Consider the following 14,063-nt stretch of genomic DNA (forward strand, 5'->3'; position numbering starts at 1 on the left):
CGGCTCTTCCTCTTGGCGGGAGGGCTTAGGCGTCCTCCCGCCGCTTCTTGGCGCCCCCAATGACCTCCACCAGTTCCGTCTCGACCAACGGGTCGACCAGCTACATCAGCGGCACGATCTCAGGCATGGACACCGCCTCGCTGGTTTCGGCGGCGGTGGCCCAGAAGACCGCGCGCGCCGACACGCTGGACGCCAAGGTCACGACCAACACGACGAAGATCAGCGCCTACCAGAGCCTGCGGTCGCTGCTGTCGAACATCACCAGTTCACTGTCTTCGCTGAAGTCGGTCGCCTATTCCAGCCTCTCGGCCGACGGCAACGCGTTCAACGAGAAGGCGGCCTATCTCACGGCCTCCGACGGCTCGGACGCCACCGACGTGATCGCCGTGGCGGCCGACGACGACGCCGTCGCCGCCTCGTATGAGATCACCGTCACCCAATTGGCCAAGGCGATGAAGGTCGCCTCCACCGCCCAGGACGCCGCGGCGGCGCTGGGCGCCAGCGGCGACTTCACGATCGGCGTCGAGGGCGGGACCAGCGCGACGATCGCCCTGACCTCGGACATGACGCTCACGGGCCTGGCCGCCGCGATCAACGCCCAGAGCGGAACGACCGGCGTCAACGCTTCCCTGCTGAAGGTGGCCGACGGCGACTATCGCTTGGTGCTGTCGGCCGACGACACCGATGTCGACATCCAGGTCAGCGACACCAGCGGCGCGGCCCAGGCGATCGGCCTCACCAACAGCGACGGCGCCTTCGCCAACGTGCTGCAAGCGGCCCAGCCGGCCGTCGTCACCATCGACGGGCTGGAGGTGACCAGTTCCGGCAACCAGCTGACCGACACCATTCCGGGCCTGTCGATCTCGCTGCTCCAGGCCACTTCCGGCCAGACCATCACGCTGGATATCGAGCCCAACTACGAGGACGTGAAAACCGCGATCACCGGTTTTGTCGACGCCTACAACGCCTTGCGCGAATTCGTGGACACCAACCAGACGGTCTCGGCCGACGGCGCGGTGGCCGACGACGCGGTTCTGTTCGCCGACTCCATCCTGCGCGGCGTCACCAAGCAACTGTCGGACCTGCTGGGCGAGAGCCCCGCCTCGGCCGACGACACGGTCGGCGCCCTGGCCTCGCTGGGGATCACGCTCAACGCCGACAATCAGCTGGAACTCTCGGACGAGACCACGCTGGACAACCTGCTGCTGGAGAACCTGGATAGCCTGCGGAGCTTCTTCGAGACCAAGTTTTCGAGCAGCGACAGCGCTCTTAAATGGCTGAAGAACGACACCTCGGCCTCGCTGGCGTTCACGATGGACGTCACCGTGGTGGACGGGGCGATCACCGACGTGACGGTGGGCGGGCAGAGCGATCTCTTCACCGTCTCGGGCAACCGCATCGTCGGGGCCAGCGGCACGATCTACGACGGCTTGTCGTTCGCCCTCGTCGCCACTCAGAGCACCTCGATCGACGTCAGCCTGCGGCAGGGTTTCGCCGACCTCGTGACCACCCTGCTCAACAGCTACGCCGACAGCGCGACAGGCATGATCCAGCAGCAGATCCAGAGCCTGAACGACGCCAACACAACCCTCTCGGACAAGTCCGGCCAGATCCGTGACGACGCCGAAACCTACCGCACCAAGCTGGTCCAGAAATACGCGGCCATGGAGCAGGAGCTGTATGCAGCCCAGGTACTACAGCAGCAAATCAAGGCCATACTCGGGAGCTCAAGCAATGACGATGAATAGCGCTCTGAGAGCATACAACGCTTCTCGGCAGCTAAATCAAAACCCTCGTGACATTCTGGCGAATGTCCATGCCGACCTATATCGCGCGATTATCTCGGCAAAAGATGCCCATGAGCAAAAAAGACTCGATGTTATGTGCGATTACGTCGTTCGCTCGGTACGCATACTTACTATTCTTATTGCAACTTTGAATTTTTCCGCAGTCGGACGAGATGGAGCGGCGCTCAAAGCCTTCTACCAAAGATTGCTGAACCTGATGAATGGTGGCGATCGTGGCGAAAATGCATCCAGATCATACGAAGCAGCTATCCAATTGCTTCAGCCCCTGTGCAAAGAGTTTCACAAATCTACTCAGGGATAACTCGCAGAATATTATGATAGATTGTCGCTTGAATCGCCGGTGAATACATATTTCTGGCACGGTCGTTGCTCTGAGGAATTCGCACAGAACTGCGGAAATTCTCATGTCGACGCACACCGCCACCGATCATGCCCAGACGCTTTCCGTTTTGCCGGACGAGGCTCTGTTCAAGGCCTGCCGCGATGGTGACGAGCTTGCCTTTCGTGTGCTGGTCGACCGCCACGCCGGCGTCGTGCGGCGGTTGGCGCTCAACATCCTGGCCGACGCGCACGAGGCCGAAGACGTGGCGCAGGAGGCCTTCGTCGCCGCCTGGCGGGCGCGGGCGACCTGGACCCAGGAGGCGCGGTTCACGACCTGGCTGCATCGGATCACGGTCAACAAGGCCATCGATCGTTATCGGGCCCGCCGCGCGATCCCGGAATCGCATGAGACCATCACCCGCCTGGCCGAGGCGGCGCCGGCCGGCGACGTCGAGAACCAGCACCAGGCGCTGGAACGGCGCGAGCGCGCGATCTCCCTGCGCGACGGCTTGGCCCGGCTGCCCGACAGTCAGCGCCGGGCGCTGACAATGTTCTATTTCGAGGACCAGGACGTGGCTAGAATAGCGCGCGCACTGGACACAACCGAACAGGCCGTGCGCTCGCTCCTCAAGCGGGGCAAGCAGAGCTTACGGACCCTCATCCAAAGGCAGAAGAGCCTCAGCGGTCATGGATCTTTCCGACTTTCGACGACACCTCTCGGCGCTCGGCCCTGACCTCTCGGCCTGGACCGACCGCGATGACGCGATCGAGCTCCTCGCGCGCTGCGACGAGGCCGTGGCTCTGCTGGCGGCGGCCAGCGACAACGCGCGCGCCGATCAAGACCTGACCGAGATGATCGTCGCCGCCGTTCGCGACCATCCCTGAGCAGCGCCGCCGCCCAGCGCTTTCTCCCCCCCCCTCACGCCGCCCTCTACAACACCTTCAACACCCAACCTCATCTGATCAGCCGCCCAACGCTTCGGCGCTTCCGCGCGCAGGCCCACGCGGCGTGGGCGACAGCTACCGCCCGAGGCGGTCAAGTATTCACCCTTCGCGACTTGGCGCGGTTAACGTGACAGCCCCCACGTTACATAGAGCCGGATCAAGTCTGGGCATCGGTACAGACCCGAGCCTACCAGCGCGAGACAGAGCGGCAGCGCCAGCTCGTCAAGCGCGCCTCGCTCACCCAGAGCCGGCTCATGTTCGTCGATGCCCTGATCATGGACCAGCCAGTCGAGCATCTCGGCCGTGCCGTAGGCGGTGTCGGCGGCCAGGCGCTCGGGATAGAGACCAAGGCGGTCGTTGGCCCGCTCGATCATGGTGCGACAGGCGGCCAGCTCGCCCTGGCGCACCGCCGTCGAGGGCTCGACATCGACGATCACCGCATGATCCAGGTCGATGAGGTAGTTGGTGCAGTAGGCGAAGCTGGCCGGCCCGGCCTGGGCGGTGGTCCAGCGCGAGGCCGGATCCGACAGCGAGATGTATTTGGGCGTGACGGGCGTGGCCGCGCCGAAGGCCGCGTCGTCCAGGACCGCCAGATACTCCTCGATGGCCCGCCCGGCGGCCTCTGCCGGCAAGCCCGCGGCGCCGTCGACGGCGGTCCTGTGCCGGCTGGCGTCGGCGCGGATGATGCTGGCGTCGACGGCGAAGCCCTCGCCGCCGACCAGGCCCTCGGCCATGCAGCGGCGCACCACGCTCTCGAACAGTTCGCGCAGCAGGTCGCTGTCGCGGAAGCGGCCGTGGCGGTTCTTGGAGAAGGTGGAGTGATCGGGCACGTCGCCGTCCAGGCCCAGGCGGCAGAACCAGCGGTAGGCGAGGTTGAGGTGGACCTCCTCGCACAGTCGGCGCTCGGAGCGCACGCCCATGCAGTAGCCGATCAGCAGCATCCGGATCATCAGCTCCGGATCGATCGAGGGCCGGCCGATCACGCTGTAGAACGGCGCCAAATGGGCCCGCACGCCTTCCAGATCGACGAACCGATCGATGGCGCGCAGCAGGTGATCCTGGGGCACGTGCCCATCGAGCGAGAACTCGTAGAACAGAGCCGGCTGCTCGATCCGACGCTCGCCCATCATGGCCGCGACCTCCTGCTACAACAGGAGTGAATCAGGCCGCAGGCGCCGCCTCAACGGCCTTTTTCAACACAATCAGTCAATTGCTGACATTGCCTTCGCTCCGGGAAGCGGATGTTCGCGTGGGCCCATTGGGAACGCCGCAATCTGGCCGATCAGACTGGCATTCCAATATTTGCATCGAACAATGCGCATGACGAGGTGGCACGCTTCACGACCATGGCCTTTTTCTGGGCTTTGGAATACGCGTCAGGAAATCGCAGGACATGCCTCGCTCTCGGAAAATCGTCATCACACAGCGCTTCTTCGACGATAGGACTCTGGCTTATCTGCGCGCCAACGGGATCGAGGTCGAGATCGCGTCATTGCCGACGGGCAAGGCCGACGGCGACCTGGATCATGACGCCTTGGTGGCGATGCTGGCCGGCGCGTCGGGCTGGATCGTCGGCCATGCGCGGGTGACGCGGGCGCTGCTGGAGGCCCTGCCGGATCTGCAGGTCGTCTCTCGGCGGGGCGTGGGCTACGAGCGGGTCGATCTCCAAGCCGCGCGGGATCTAGGCCGGGTGGTGGCCATCGCGGCGGGCGGCAACGACGCCTCGGTCGCCGACCATGTGATTGGTCTGATGCTGGCTGTCGGCCGGCGCTTCCGCGAATCTCAACAGCGGATGCTGGACGGCGACTGGTCGATCCTGATGGGTTCGGACCTCTGCGAGAAGACCGTTGGCGTCGTGGGCCTGGGCCGGATCGGCAGGAGCGTGGTCAAGCGGCTGTCCGGGTTCGATTGCCGGGTGCTGGTCTGCACGCCGCGCCCCGATCCAGACTATGCCAAGACCTCCGGTGTCGAGGTCGTCGATCTTCCCGAGCTGCTCGCGCGCAGCGACTACGTCACCCTGCACGCGCCGCTGACGCCGCAAACCCGGTTCCTTATCGACGCCAGCGCCATCGAGACGATGAAGCCGGGCGCTATCCTCATCAACACCGCGCGCGGCGGCCTCGTCGAGGACGCACACCTGTTGGACGCCCTGCGCGCGGGACGGCTAGGCGGAGCCGGCCTGGACGTCTTTGCCAGCGAGAGCGACCCAGCCTACAAGCCCATCTCCCAGGCGCTGCTGGCGCTGCAAAACGTCGTCGGCACGCCGCACGCGGGAGCTTCGTCGCGCGAAGGCCTGGACCGCACCAACCTGGTCGCGGCCCGCTCGATTGTAGCCGTCCTTGACGGTGGCGATCCCGCGCCAGAGTGTGTTGTCGCCGACGGTCGCCCCGGCCGCTCCGGCCACTGATCGACAAGGACCGCGGGTGAACCGCGGAAAGCACCGCGCCTCATGGAACTGGACTGGCTCGAAGACTTCCTAACGCTGGTCGACCACCAGCATTTCGGGCGCGCGGCCGAGGCGCGCAACCTCTCCCAGCCCGCCTTCAGCCGCCGGATCCGCCTGCTCGAGACCTGGCTCGGCGCGCCACTGTTCAACCGCGACACCCATCGCGTCGCCCTGACCCCGGCCGGCGAGCAGTGGAAACCGACCGCCGAGGACCTGCTGCGCCGCCTGCAGCTGGGCCGCGAACAGACCCGGGCCATGGCCGAGGATTTCGTCTCGACCTTGCGCTTCGCCTCGACCCACGCCCTGTCGATCACTTTCTTCCCGCAGTGGCTGGAGGCGATAGAGACCGAGGCCCCGCTCAGCTCGTCCGTTAGCCTGGTGACCGACAACATGACCGGGTGCGAACGGCTGATACAGCAGGGCCAGGCCCAGTTCCTGCTTTGCCATCACCATCCCTCGACGCCGGTCTCGTTCCGGCCAAACTACTTCACCTGGATCGACATCGGTCGCGACGTCTTGGTCCCGGTCAGCGCGCCGGCCCTCGACACCCCGATGCGGCCGCGGTTCTCCCTGCCCGGGCGGCCGGACGCGCCTGCGCCATACCTGGCGTTCGGCGAGGTCTCGGGCATGGGTAGAATCCTGGCCTCGACCCACGCGCTGGATGGTCCGTCAATGTGGCTGACGCCTCGCTTCACCGCCCACGTGGCGACGGTGCTGGCGGCGATGGCCCGGGCCGGTCGTGGACTGGCGTGGCTGCCCACGAGCCTGATCGCCCGCGACTTGGCAGACGGCGGCCTCGTACGGGCCGGCGACGAGACGTGGGACGTGCCGATCGACATCCGGCTGTATCGCCCACGCGCGCGTCAGACGGTCGCCGCCGAGGCGTTTTGGGTACGCCTGAAGACCCGGGCCGAGGCGACCTGAAAAGAAAAGAAAGACCGGGCGCGCCACAGGGCATCGACGCGCCCGGTCCGAGTCGCCCCTGCGGCCAACGCCTCGTCCACGACGTGCAAGAGGACAAGGTCGGCGCTCCCCAGAACCGGAAGGGACGAGCGGCTCAGCGAGGTGGGAACCAGTCTTCGACTGACGACGGATCCTAGCCCGGCCGCCTGGTTCCAAGGGCGATTTTCCAACTTTGCGCCAAGCATGGTTCGATGCGGATTTTCTATCGCCCTGTATGCTCAGTCGCGAAAGGTCGGGTCGATCCGGTCCAGCTTGCGCAGCAGCGCCGGCCAGGCGAACTGCTCGGAAATCAGCTTGGTCGCCGGGCCGCTGACCTGTCGCCTGATCACCTCGGCCACCCCGGCCTGTGGCGAGTGAATTCCCCATGCGCCAGCGCCGGGCATCATCACTTGGGCCTGGCAGGCGCGTTCAAGGAAGTACATGCGCAGGAAGGCCTGCTGGATCGTCTCGCCCACCGCCATGGTGCCATGGTTGCGCAGGATCATGGCGTTCTTGGCGCCGAGGTCTGCGACCAAGCGCTCGCGCTCGGCCATGTCCTCCGCGATGCCCTCGGATTCGTGATAGGCGACCTCGGGGTGGATGATCATCGCCGTCTGGGTCACCGGCAGCAGGCCATCAGCCGAGGCGGCCACGGCCTGGCCCTGCGGGGTGTGCAGATGGATGACGGCGTTGGCGTCCTCGCGGGCGCTGTGGATCGCCGAATGGATCACGAAGCCCGCCCGGATCACCGCACCGGGGCAGTCCATGACCTTGTCGCCATTCAGGTCGATCTTCACCAGGTTGGAGGCGGTGACCTCCTCGAACATGTTGCTGTAGGAGTTGATCAGGAAGTGGTGCTCTGGTCCGGGGATCCGCACCGACATATGGGTGAAGATCAGATCGTCCCAGCCATAGAGCGCCGCCAGGCGGAAGGCTGCGGCCAAGTCGACCCGCAGGGCCCATTCCGCCGACGAGACCCGTTCACGCACACCAGGGGCGACTTTCAGGGTGGCCGTCATATCGATATCCTCCGTTATGTTTGACGCGAAGCTAGCACCCGGCCGAGAACGAGATTGTCGCGCCCGCGACAATCTCGTCGGAAGACCTCGCTAGAATACCGCCATGCGCCCCACTATCGAGCATCGCCGCATCCTGGAGACCGGCGGTTGGTTCGCCGCCCTCCCCGCCGAGCGACGCGCACTGATCCTGGGCGAGGCCAGCGTCACGCTGGCGCCCGAAGGGACGCGACTCTACGGGGCCGGCGATCCCCCCAACGGCCTGTGGGCGGTGCTGGAGGGCCAGGTGCGGCTCGTCGGTTATCCAGCTAGCGGCTTGGAGATCCTCGTGCGGATCCTGGGCGCGGGCGCCTGGTTCGGGGAGCTCTCGACCCTGGACGGAGGGCCCAGGCCGCACGACGCCATCGCCTTTGGCGCGGCCAGCGTGCTGCACCTGTCGCCAGCTTCGGTGACGCGGCTGGGCGAGCAGGCGGCCGTCCTATGGCGGGACCTTGGACTACTGGTCTGCGCCAACCAGCGCGCGGCCCTGGCCTTCATCGAGCAGCGCGCCGCCCAGCCGACCGCCGTGCGTTTGGCCCGCGCCCTGGCCAAGGCCGCCGCCGAGGCTGGCGCGCCCGGTCCGCTCTGCATCCGCCAGACCGAACTGGCCAGCGTGGTCGGCGTCAGTCGCCAGACGCTGAACCGGGGCCTGCGCGCGCTGGAAGATGCGGGTGTCGTGGCGCTGGGCTACGCCAGCATCACCATCCTGGACCAGACGCGCCTGACCCGGCTGGGCGAACCCGGTGGTTCCTGGGCCTGAGCAGAAAGCATCCACATTCGACCATTTTGGATCCAGTTATTGATTAAATAGAATCCTTGAGGCAAGAAGCTCTGGCTCAGGATCGCGTGCGTAAGACTTGTCCACGACCGACGAAAAAGCTCCGCTCGCCCATCCCGCGCCGGCTGCAACGCGGCTCCTCGAAACCTACCTGGCGCGCCAGGACGAGTTGCGAGGCTTTTATCGCGCGCGCCTTGGCCCGCAGGCCGATGTCGAGGACCTGGTCCAGGACCTCTATGTGAAGATCCGCGGCATCGAGGAGCAGGAGGTACGCAACGCTCCCGCCTTTCTCTACCGCCTCGCCCACAATCACATGCTGGACTGGCTGCGGCGCGGCCGCCGCAGCCGTGTCCGCGATGACGCCTGGCGCCAGGCAAGCCACAGCGCGTCGGGCCGGGTCGACGTGGCCGAGGATCCCGACGCCGAAACCGCCCTGATCGCCCGCCAGAGACTGGAGCGGATCGGCGAGGCCTTGCGAGCCTTGCCCCTCCGTACGCAAGAGATCTTCCGCCTGCACAAGATCGAGGGCCTGTCCTACGCCGAGACGGCCCAGCGCCTGGGCCTCGCGAAGAAGTCGATCGAGAAGCACATGAGCGCGGCCCTGGCCCATCTCTACGCAAAGGTGGGACGATGAACCTCGTAGGGTGGAGGGCGGACCGCGGCGTCTTTGTGGCCGAGCCCCGCGCCGACCAAGGCCGGGCCGTGGGCGGATGCGCATGACCAAGCCACAGATCAGCGCCGTGGAGCGGGAGGCCATCGGCTGGTGCGCCCGCGTGCGCGGCGACATGGAGGTCGACGACTGGCGCGTCTTCACCGCGTGGCTGGACGCCTCGCCCGGTCACCGCGAGACCTATGACGCGGTCGAGGCCTTCTGGGAGGACCTTGAGTCGCCGGCGGCGGAGCCGATCGCCCCCGCCGCGCGGCGGGTCCGGACATCCGCCCGGCCACGCAGGCGGGCATGGCTGCTCGGCGGCCTGGCTGCGGCCGCCGCGATCCTGGCAGCCGTGCTGATCGCTCGGCCGCCCTCTTCGTCCTGGAGCGACTATGCTACCGCACCGGGCCAGTTGCGCACGGTGGTGCTGGAGGACGGCTCACGCCTGACCCTGGGGCCGGCGACGCACGTCCGCGCGCGCCTCGCCCGAGGCTTACGAGAGGTACAGCTGGTTGCCGGCGCCTCGGCCTTCGACGTGGCGCATGCCCCCGATCGCCCGTTCGTGGTCACCGCCGGCGATCGGAGCGTGCGGGTGCTGGGGACCGAATTCGACATTGTGCGCGCAGCCGGGCAGACGACCGTGACCGTCCGGCGCGGCCTGGTCGCCGTCGGCGATCTCGATGGCCGGAGCATTGTCCGGCTCGGCAAGGGGCAGCAGCTGGCGCACCGCGAGGGCTCGCTCGCCCAGGCCGTTCGCGCCGCCGATCCAGACCAGGCCTTCGGCTGGACGCGCGGCCAGCTCTATTACGACCGCACGCCCCTCGCAGAGGTGGCCGCCGACTTCAGTCGTTATGGCCCGCGCAAGGTGCGGGTGGAGGTGGGTGTCCTCTCCGTCAGAGTGACGGGCGTCTTCAAACAGGACGACCAGGCGGCCATGGTTCGCCGCTTGGAAGCCTTCGCGCCGATCCGGGCGCAGTTCGGTCGCGATGAGATCATCCTTAAGGCCCGCTAAGGCCGCCCGCTGGATCCTGGCGGCGGCAGTCGCGGCGATGCTTATCCCCGCCCCGGCCCAGGCCGCCGCGCCGGCCAAGGTCCGCCTGCGCCTGGCGGCTAAGCCGGTGCGCGCCGCCCTGCTGGATTTGGCGCTGCAGGCCAACCTCTCGCTGGGCGGCGATCTCGAACGCTGCGGTGGCCACGCGCCGCGACTCGCGGGCGTGATGCCGTTGGACGAGGCCCTGGACAGGGTCCTCGCCGGCTCGGCCTGCGCCTGGACGCGCATCGACGCCGACACCATCATCATCCGCCCCGTCGCGAAAGCCCCGCCCAAGCCCGCGCCCCGCGCGCTCAAGGCGACAGCGCCGCTCGGAGAGATCATCGTCACCGCACAGCGTCAGCCGAACCTGCCCGGCCGCACGCCCTTTTCCCTATCAGTGCTGTCGGGCGAGCAGGCCCGCCGCGACCGGGTCGCGGACCTGGGCGATCTGGGGGGCGAGGTCGCCGGCATGAGCACCACCCACCTTGGCCCTGGCCGCGACAAGATCCTGCTGCGGGGCCTGTCGGACGGCGCCTATACCGGCCAGACCCAGTCGATCGTCGCCCTCTATCTCGACGAGGTCCCGGTCACCTACAACGCCCCCGATCCTGATCTGCGCCTGGCGGACGTCGAGCGGGTCGAGATCCTGCGCGGACCGCAGGGCACGCTCTACGGCGGCGGCTCGATCGGCGGAGTGGTCCGCATCGTCACGCGCAAGCCCGACCTGGACGAGACCTCGCTCAACCTGATCGTCGGGGCCTCGGTCACGCGCGGTGCGGGCCTGGGCAGCGAGCTGGAAGGGACGGCCAACCTGCCGCTGCTCGCGGGCAAGGCGGCGGCGCGCGTGGTCGCCTACCGGGAGCGCAACGACGGTTACATCGCCAATCCCGCCCTGGGCCTGGCCCACGCCAACGACTCCGATCGCCACGGCGGGCGCCTTTCCCTGCGCGCCATCCTGGCCCAGGACTGGAGCGTCGACCTGGTGGTGACCCACCAGTCCATCCACAACGACGACACCCAGTATGGCCTGCGACGCCTAGGCCCCCTGCTGCGCGACAACGCCGTGCGCGAGCCCCATGACAACAGTTTTGATCAGGGTTCGCTGACCGTATCGGGCGAAGGCGCCTGGGGCCGACTGACCGCCAGCGCCTCGCGCTTGGGCCACCACTTCGCCAGTCGCTTCGACGCCAGTGGAGCCACGGCGCTGTATGGCCTGCCGCCGGTCACCGCCGCGTTCAACGAGGCCAGGCGCACCAACCTGACCGTCGCCGAGGTTACCTACGCCACGCCAGTCGGCGGACGCCTTCAAGGCCTGGCCGGCGCCTTCGTCTCGGCGGGCAAGACCCGCATGGGCGCCGCGCTTGGCGGCCTCGATGCGCGCGGCGCTCAGACGGACGCAGCCTACGCCGAGACCCGCGTTGACGATATCCGCGAGGCGGCGCTCTACGGCGAGCTCACCTACGCCCTGGCTAGGCGGCTGTCGTTGACGGCGGGCCTGCGATGGTTTGACTACGGCCTGGACACGGCCTCGCGGGTGACGCAGGGCGGAGGCTTGCGCGCCTTCTCTGGACGCATTGACGAGAACGGTCTGTCGCCCAAGCTGCTGCTGAGCTACGCGCCCTCTCCCGACCTCCTGCTCTACGCCCAGGCCGCCGAGGGCTACCGCGCGGGCGGCTTCAACACCGCCGGTCGCCTGGGCGCCGCGGCCGGCCGCTACCATCCCGACGAGCTCTGGAACTATGAGATCGGCGTCAAGGCCGGGTGGCTGAATGGGCGTCTGCAGATGCGCGCGGCCCTGTTCGCGGCCGACTGGACCTCGATCCAGAGCGACCAGTACCGACCCGACGGCTTGGCCTACACGGCCAATATCGGCGCGGGCCACAATCTGGGGCTCGAGCTGGAAACCACGTGGCGCGTCACGCCAAGCCTGGACGTTCGGACGGCGGCGCTGATCAGCCAGCCTAGCCTCAAGCGGCGCGACCCGGCGCTGGACCCGGCGGGCGTGGCCCTGGCCGGGATCAATGGCGCCACAGCGAGCGTCGCCTTCGACTACCACCGGTCCCTCGCCGCGGAGACGACGATCCGTCTCCAGGGCCGGGCACGCTATGTCGGGCACGCCGTCCTGAACCTGGAACCCCAGGCGCCCCCCGCGCCCGACTTCATCGAGGCCTCGGCGAGCCTTTCGTGGGAGACCCCACGCTGGACCCTGACGGCCTATGCCGACAACCTGTTTGACCGGACCTCCGACAGCTTCGCATTCGGCAATCCGTTCAATCGCGCCGACGCCGAGGTGACGCCGCTGCGACCCCGGACGGCGGGCGTGCGGCTGTCGGCGCGGTTCTAGTCGCTCGTCTCGATGGGCGCCTGCGTCCAGCGCGCCACCTGACCCGCCGCCCACGGACCGACCATCAACACCAGGATGATCCGCATGACCTGGGCGGCGAGGATAAACGGCAGGTCGACGGGCGTGGAGGCGGCGATGATCAGGATGGAGTCCACCCCGCCGGGACTGGTGGCCAGGTAGCCGGTGAGCGGATCGACGCCGCACATCCGACTGAGCGCCAGACCCGAAAGTCCGCAAAAGGCGATCAGAATCAGCGTCGCTGCGATGATCCTGGGCAAGGCGCGGGCGCTATGGGCCAGGGTCGGGCGGGTGAAGCTAAGACCGATGTTCCAGCCGACCACGGCATAGGCCGCCGCGCCCAACAGCGGCGGGGCCTGGAGATGCAGCCAGCCCGCCGCGATCAGTCCCGCCCCCAGTAGGCCGGGGATAAGGAAAATTCCGGCGGGGAACTTCAGGACCTTGGACAGGACGGCGCCGATCAGCGCGAGGCCGAAGGTCTCGGCCAAGCCCAGCCAGTGGATTGCGCCCAACCAGTCGCGCGCCGGCGCCGCGTGCGTCGCCGGAACCGCCAGATGAGCCAGACCGATGGCGGCGGCCGCCACCAGCAGCACTCGAAAGTACTGCATCATGGCCACTGTTCGGGCGTCCGCGCCCATGTCCTGGGCCAGGGCGATCATACTGGCCGCGCCGCCGGGCGACAGGCCCCAGACCGAGGTCGCGCCCTCGAACCACCCCACCTTCGCCAGGAGCCAGCCCAGGCCGAGGCTCAAGGCGAGGGTCGAGACGTTGATAGCGAGGAAGGTTGGCAGGTGGCCCAGCATGGCCGGTCCCATCGCCGCGCCCAGCGACACGGCGACCAAGCAGCCGATCAGCGCCGAACTGCCCATTCGCACCAGCGGCGGCGGCCGGATGTCTGCTCCGGCGACCCCGAAGGCGATCCCGATGGCTAGTGGACCCAGGAGGAGCGCCGCCGGCGCGTGAACGGCCGCCAGGACGGCGTCGGCGAGAGCGGTGGCGACGACCAGCAGCGTCCATTGTACCCAAGGACGTCTGAGATGATCCCGCAGGGTCATGGCGCGACCTTATCGGCCGAGGTGATCGCCAGCGCTCCTGGCATAAGACGGTTATAGGCCTGGGCCGCGCCAAGATCGGCCACGACCTCCCGATGCCCCTCCCACATCATCCGGCCGGCGACGCACACTACGACCACAAGGCCGGCATAGCCGATCCAGCGGTGACGACGCAGGAGCCCGGTCACCAGGTTGGCGGCCAGACCCATCAGGAGCACGGAGATAAGCAGGCCCGCAGCCAGCACGCCGGGATGCTCCCGCGCCGCGCCGGCCACGGCCAGGACGTTATCCAACGACATCGAGACGTCGGCGACCAGCACCTGCACGAAGGCGGCGCCGAAGCTCTTTGTCGGCGCGACCTTGCCTGCCTCGGCCGCCGCCTCGCCGGCGCGCAGGTCGCGCCACATCTTCCAGCACACCCACAGCAGCAGGAGCCCGCCAACCAGCAGGAGGCCCACGACGCCGAGCAGCCATGTGGTGACCAGGGCGAAGCCGATCCGCAGCGCGACCGCAACGGCCAGGCCACAAGCGATCACCTGGTGCCGCTGGGCCGCCGGCAAGCCTCCGGCCGCCAAGCCCACGGCCAGCGCGTTGTCGCCCGCCAGGACCAAGTCGATCATCAGCACCTGGCCCAGGGCCGTCAATTCCGCGATCGCGCTGGCCGGCATC

At 67.8% G+C, this 14,063-nt stretch carries 13 protein-coding genes and 1 pseudogene; 10 read left to right on the plus strand and 4 right to left on the minus strand.

Features of this window, described 5'->3' with window-relative positions; all coding sequences use genetic code 11:
• Positions 1 to 59 precede the first annotated feature (59 nt).
• The 4 genes from fliD (at position 60) to ACW173_RS04450 (ending at position 3,014) form a co-directional block, all read left to right on the plus strand.
• Complete coding sequence (gene fliD / locus ACW173_RS04435) at positions 60 to 1,748, plus strand: flagellar filament capping protein FliD (protein WP_492083667.1); 1,689 nt, start codon at positions 60 to 62, stop codon at positions 1,746 to 1,748.
• A complete protein-coding gene (locus ACW173_RS04440; RefSeq protein ID WP_492083668.1) occupies positions 1,735 to 2,109 on the plus strand; it encodes a flagellar protein FliS in 375 nt (124 codons plus the stop codon). The genes fliD and ACW173_RS04440 overlap by 14 nt, the downstream gene beginning before the upstream one ends.
• Before the next feature lie 103 nt (positions 2,110 to 2,212).
• On the plus strand, positions 2,213 to 2,863 hold the full coding sequence (locus ACW173_RS04445; RefSeq protein ID WP_492083669.1) for an RNA polymerase sigma factor: 651 nt from the start codon (positions 2,213 to 2,215) through the stop codon (positions 2,861 to 2,863).
• Positions 2,817 to 3,014 (plus strand): hypothetical protein, encoded by a 198-nt coding sequence (locus ACW173_RS04450; protein WP_492083670.1) that lies wholly within the window; start codon positions 2,817 to 2,819, stop codon positions 3,012 to 3,014. The genes ACW173_RS04445 and ACW173_RS04450 overlap by 47 nt, the downstream gene beginning before the upstream one ends.
• A 281-nt stretch (positions 3,015 to 3,295) precedes the next feature.
• On the opposite strand, the pseudogene ACW173_RS04455 reads toward ACW173_RS04450, so the two are convergent.
• Positions 3,296 to 4,204 (minus strand): annotated as a pseudogene (locus tag ACW173_RS04455) (transposase); the annotation flags it as partial.
• Between the two features lie 263 nt (positions 4,205 to 4,467).
• On the opposite strand from ACW173_RS04455, the gene ACW173_RS04460 reads away from it, so the two are divergent.
• On the plus strand, positions 4,468 to 5,481 hold the full coding sequence (locus tag ACW173_RS04460) for a phosphoglycerate dehydrogenase (protein WP_492083671.1): 1,014 nt from the start codon (positions 4,468 to 4,470) through the stop codon (positions 5,479 to 5,481).
• A 42-nt stretch (positions 5,482 to 5,523) separates the two neighbouring features.
• The gene (locus ACW173_RS04465; protein WP_492083672.1) at positions 5,524 to 6,444 is read left to right on the plus strand and encodes a LysR family transcriptional regulator; all 921 of its coding nucleotides are present in this window, start codon (positions 5,524 to 5,526) and stop codon (positions 6,442 to 6,444) included.
• Between the two features lie 257 nt (positions 6,445 to 6,701).
• Here ACW173_RS04465 and ACW173_RS04470 read toward each other — a convergent pair whose 3' ends face one another.
• The gene (locus tag ACW173_RS04470) at positions 6,702 to 7,481 is read right to left on the minus strand and encodes a class II aldolase/adducin family protein (RefSeq protein WP_492083673.1); all 780 of its coding nucleotides are present in this window, start codon (positions 7,479 to 7,481) and stop codon (positions 6,702 to 6,704) included.
• A gap of 103 nt (positions 7,482 to 7,584) precedes the next feature.
• Here ACW173_RS04470 and ACW173_RS04475 point away from each other — a divergent pair, with 103 nt between their 5' ends.
• From ACW173_RS04475 to ACW173_RS04490, 4 genes are all read left to right on the plus strand, one after another.
• Positions 7,585 to 8,277 carry a Crp/Fnr family transcriptional regulator gene (locus ACW173_RS04475; RefSeq protein ID WP_492083674.1) on the plus strand — a complete coding sequence of 231 codons (693 nt, stop codon included), beginning with the start codon at positions 7,585 to 7,587 and terminating at the stop codon, positions 8,275 to 8,277.
• Positions 8,278 to 8,374: 97 nt separating this feature from the next.
• Positions 8,375 to 8,929, plus strand: a complete 555-nt coding sequence (locus tag ACW173_RS04480; RefSeq protein WP_492083675.1) for an RNA polymerase sigma factor — start codon at positions 8,375 to 8,377, stop codon at positions 8,927 to 8,929.
• A gap of 82 nt (positions 8,930 to 9,011) precedes the next feature.
• Positions 9,012 to 9,959, plus strand: coding sequence for a FecR family protein (locus tag ACW173_RS04485; protein ID WP_492083676.1), 948 nt, complete (start codon positions 9,012 to 9,014; stop codon positions 9,957 to 9,959).
• Between the two features lie 37 nt (positions 9,960 to 9,996).
• Positions 9,997 to 12,324 (plus strand): TonB-dependent receptor, encoded by a 2,328-nt coding sequence (locus ACW173_RS04490; RefSeq protein ID WP_492083677.1) that lies wholly within the window; start codon positions 9,997 to 9,999, stop codon positions 12,322 to 12,324.
• Here ACW173_RS04490 and ACW173_RS04495 read toward each other — a convergent pair.
• A complete protein-coding gene (locus ACW173_RS04495) occupies positions 12,321 to 13,397 on the minus strand; it encodes an AbrB family transcriptional regulator (protein ID WP_492083678.1) in 1,077 nt (358 codons plus the stop codon). The genes ACW173_RS04490 and ACW173_RS04495 overlap by 4 nt on opposite strands.
• Positions 13,394 to 14,062: a YjbE family putative metal transport protein gene (locus tag ACW173_RS04500; protein WP_492083679.1), complete on the minus strand. Its 669-nt coding sequence runs from the start codon at positions 14,060 to 14,062 to the stop codon at positions 13,394 to 13,396. Before ACW173_RS04500 ends, ACW173_RS04495 begins: the two co-directional genes overlap by 4 nt.
• Position 14,063 lies beyond the last annotated feature (1 nt).

It is taken from the genome of Caulobacter sp. ALps2, assembly GCF_058681635.1.

Bases quoted from the DNA above. Each gene is read 5' to 3' on its own strand.
- fliD (WP_492083667.1), top strand. From the start codon at position 60: ATGACCTCCACCAGTTCCGTCTCGACCAACGGGTCGACCAGCTACATC.
- ACW173_RS04440 (WP_492083668.1), top strand. From the start codon at position 1,735: ATGACGATGAATAGCGCTCTGAGAGCATACAACGCTTCTCGGCAGCTA.
- ACW173_RS04445 (WP_492083669.1), top strand. From the start codon at position 2,213: ATGTCGACGCACACCGCCACCGATCATGCCCAGACGCTTTCCGTTTTG.
- ACW173_RS04450 (WP_492083670.1), top strand. From the start codon at position 2,817: ATGGATCTTTCCGACTTTCGACGACACCTCTCGGCGCTCGGCCCTGAC.
- ACW173_RS04460 (WP_492083671.1), top strand. From the start codon at position 4,468: ATGCCTCGCTCTCGGAAAATCGTCATCACACAGCGCTTCTTCGACGAT.
- ACW173_RS04465 (WP_492083672.1), top strand. From the start codon at position 5,524: ATGGAACTGGACTGGCTCGAAGACTTCCTAACGCTGGTCGACCACCAG.
- ACW173_RS04470 (WP_492083673.1), bottom strand. From the start codon at position 7,481: ATGACGGCCACCCTGAAAGTCGCCCCTGGTGTGCGTGAACGGGTCTCG.
- ACW173_RS04475 (WP_492083674.1), top strand. From the start codon at position 7,585: ATGCGCCCCACTATCGAGCATCGCCGCATCCTGGAGACCGGCGGTTGG.
- ACW173_RS04485 (WP_492083676.1), top strand. From the start codon at position 9,012: ATGACCAAGCCACAGATCAGCGCCGTGGAGCGGGAGGCCATCGGCTGG.
- ACW173_RS04490 (WP_492083677.1), top strand. From the start codon at position 9,997: ATGCTTATCCCCGCCCCGGCCCAGGCCGCCGCGCCGGCCAAGGTCCGC.
- ACW173_RS04495 (WP_492083678.1), bottom strand. From the start codon at position 13,397: ATGACCCTGCGGGATCATCTCAGACGTCCTTGGGTACAATGGACGCTG.
- ACW173_RS04500 (WP_492083679.1), bottom strand. From the start codon at position 14,062: ATGCCGGCCAGCGCGATCGCGGAATTGACGGCCCTGGGCCAGGTGCTG.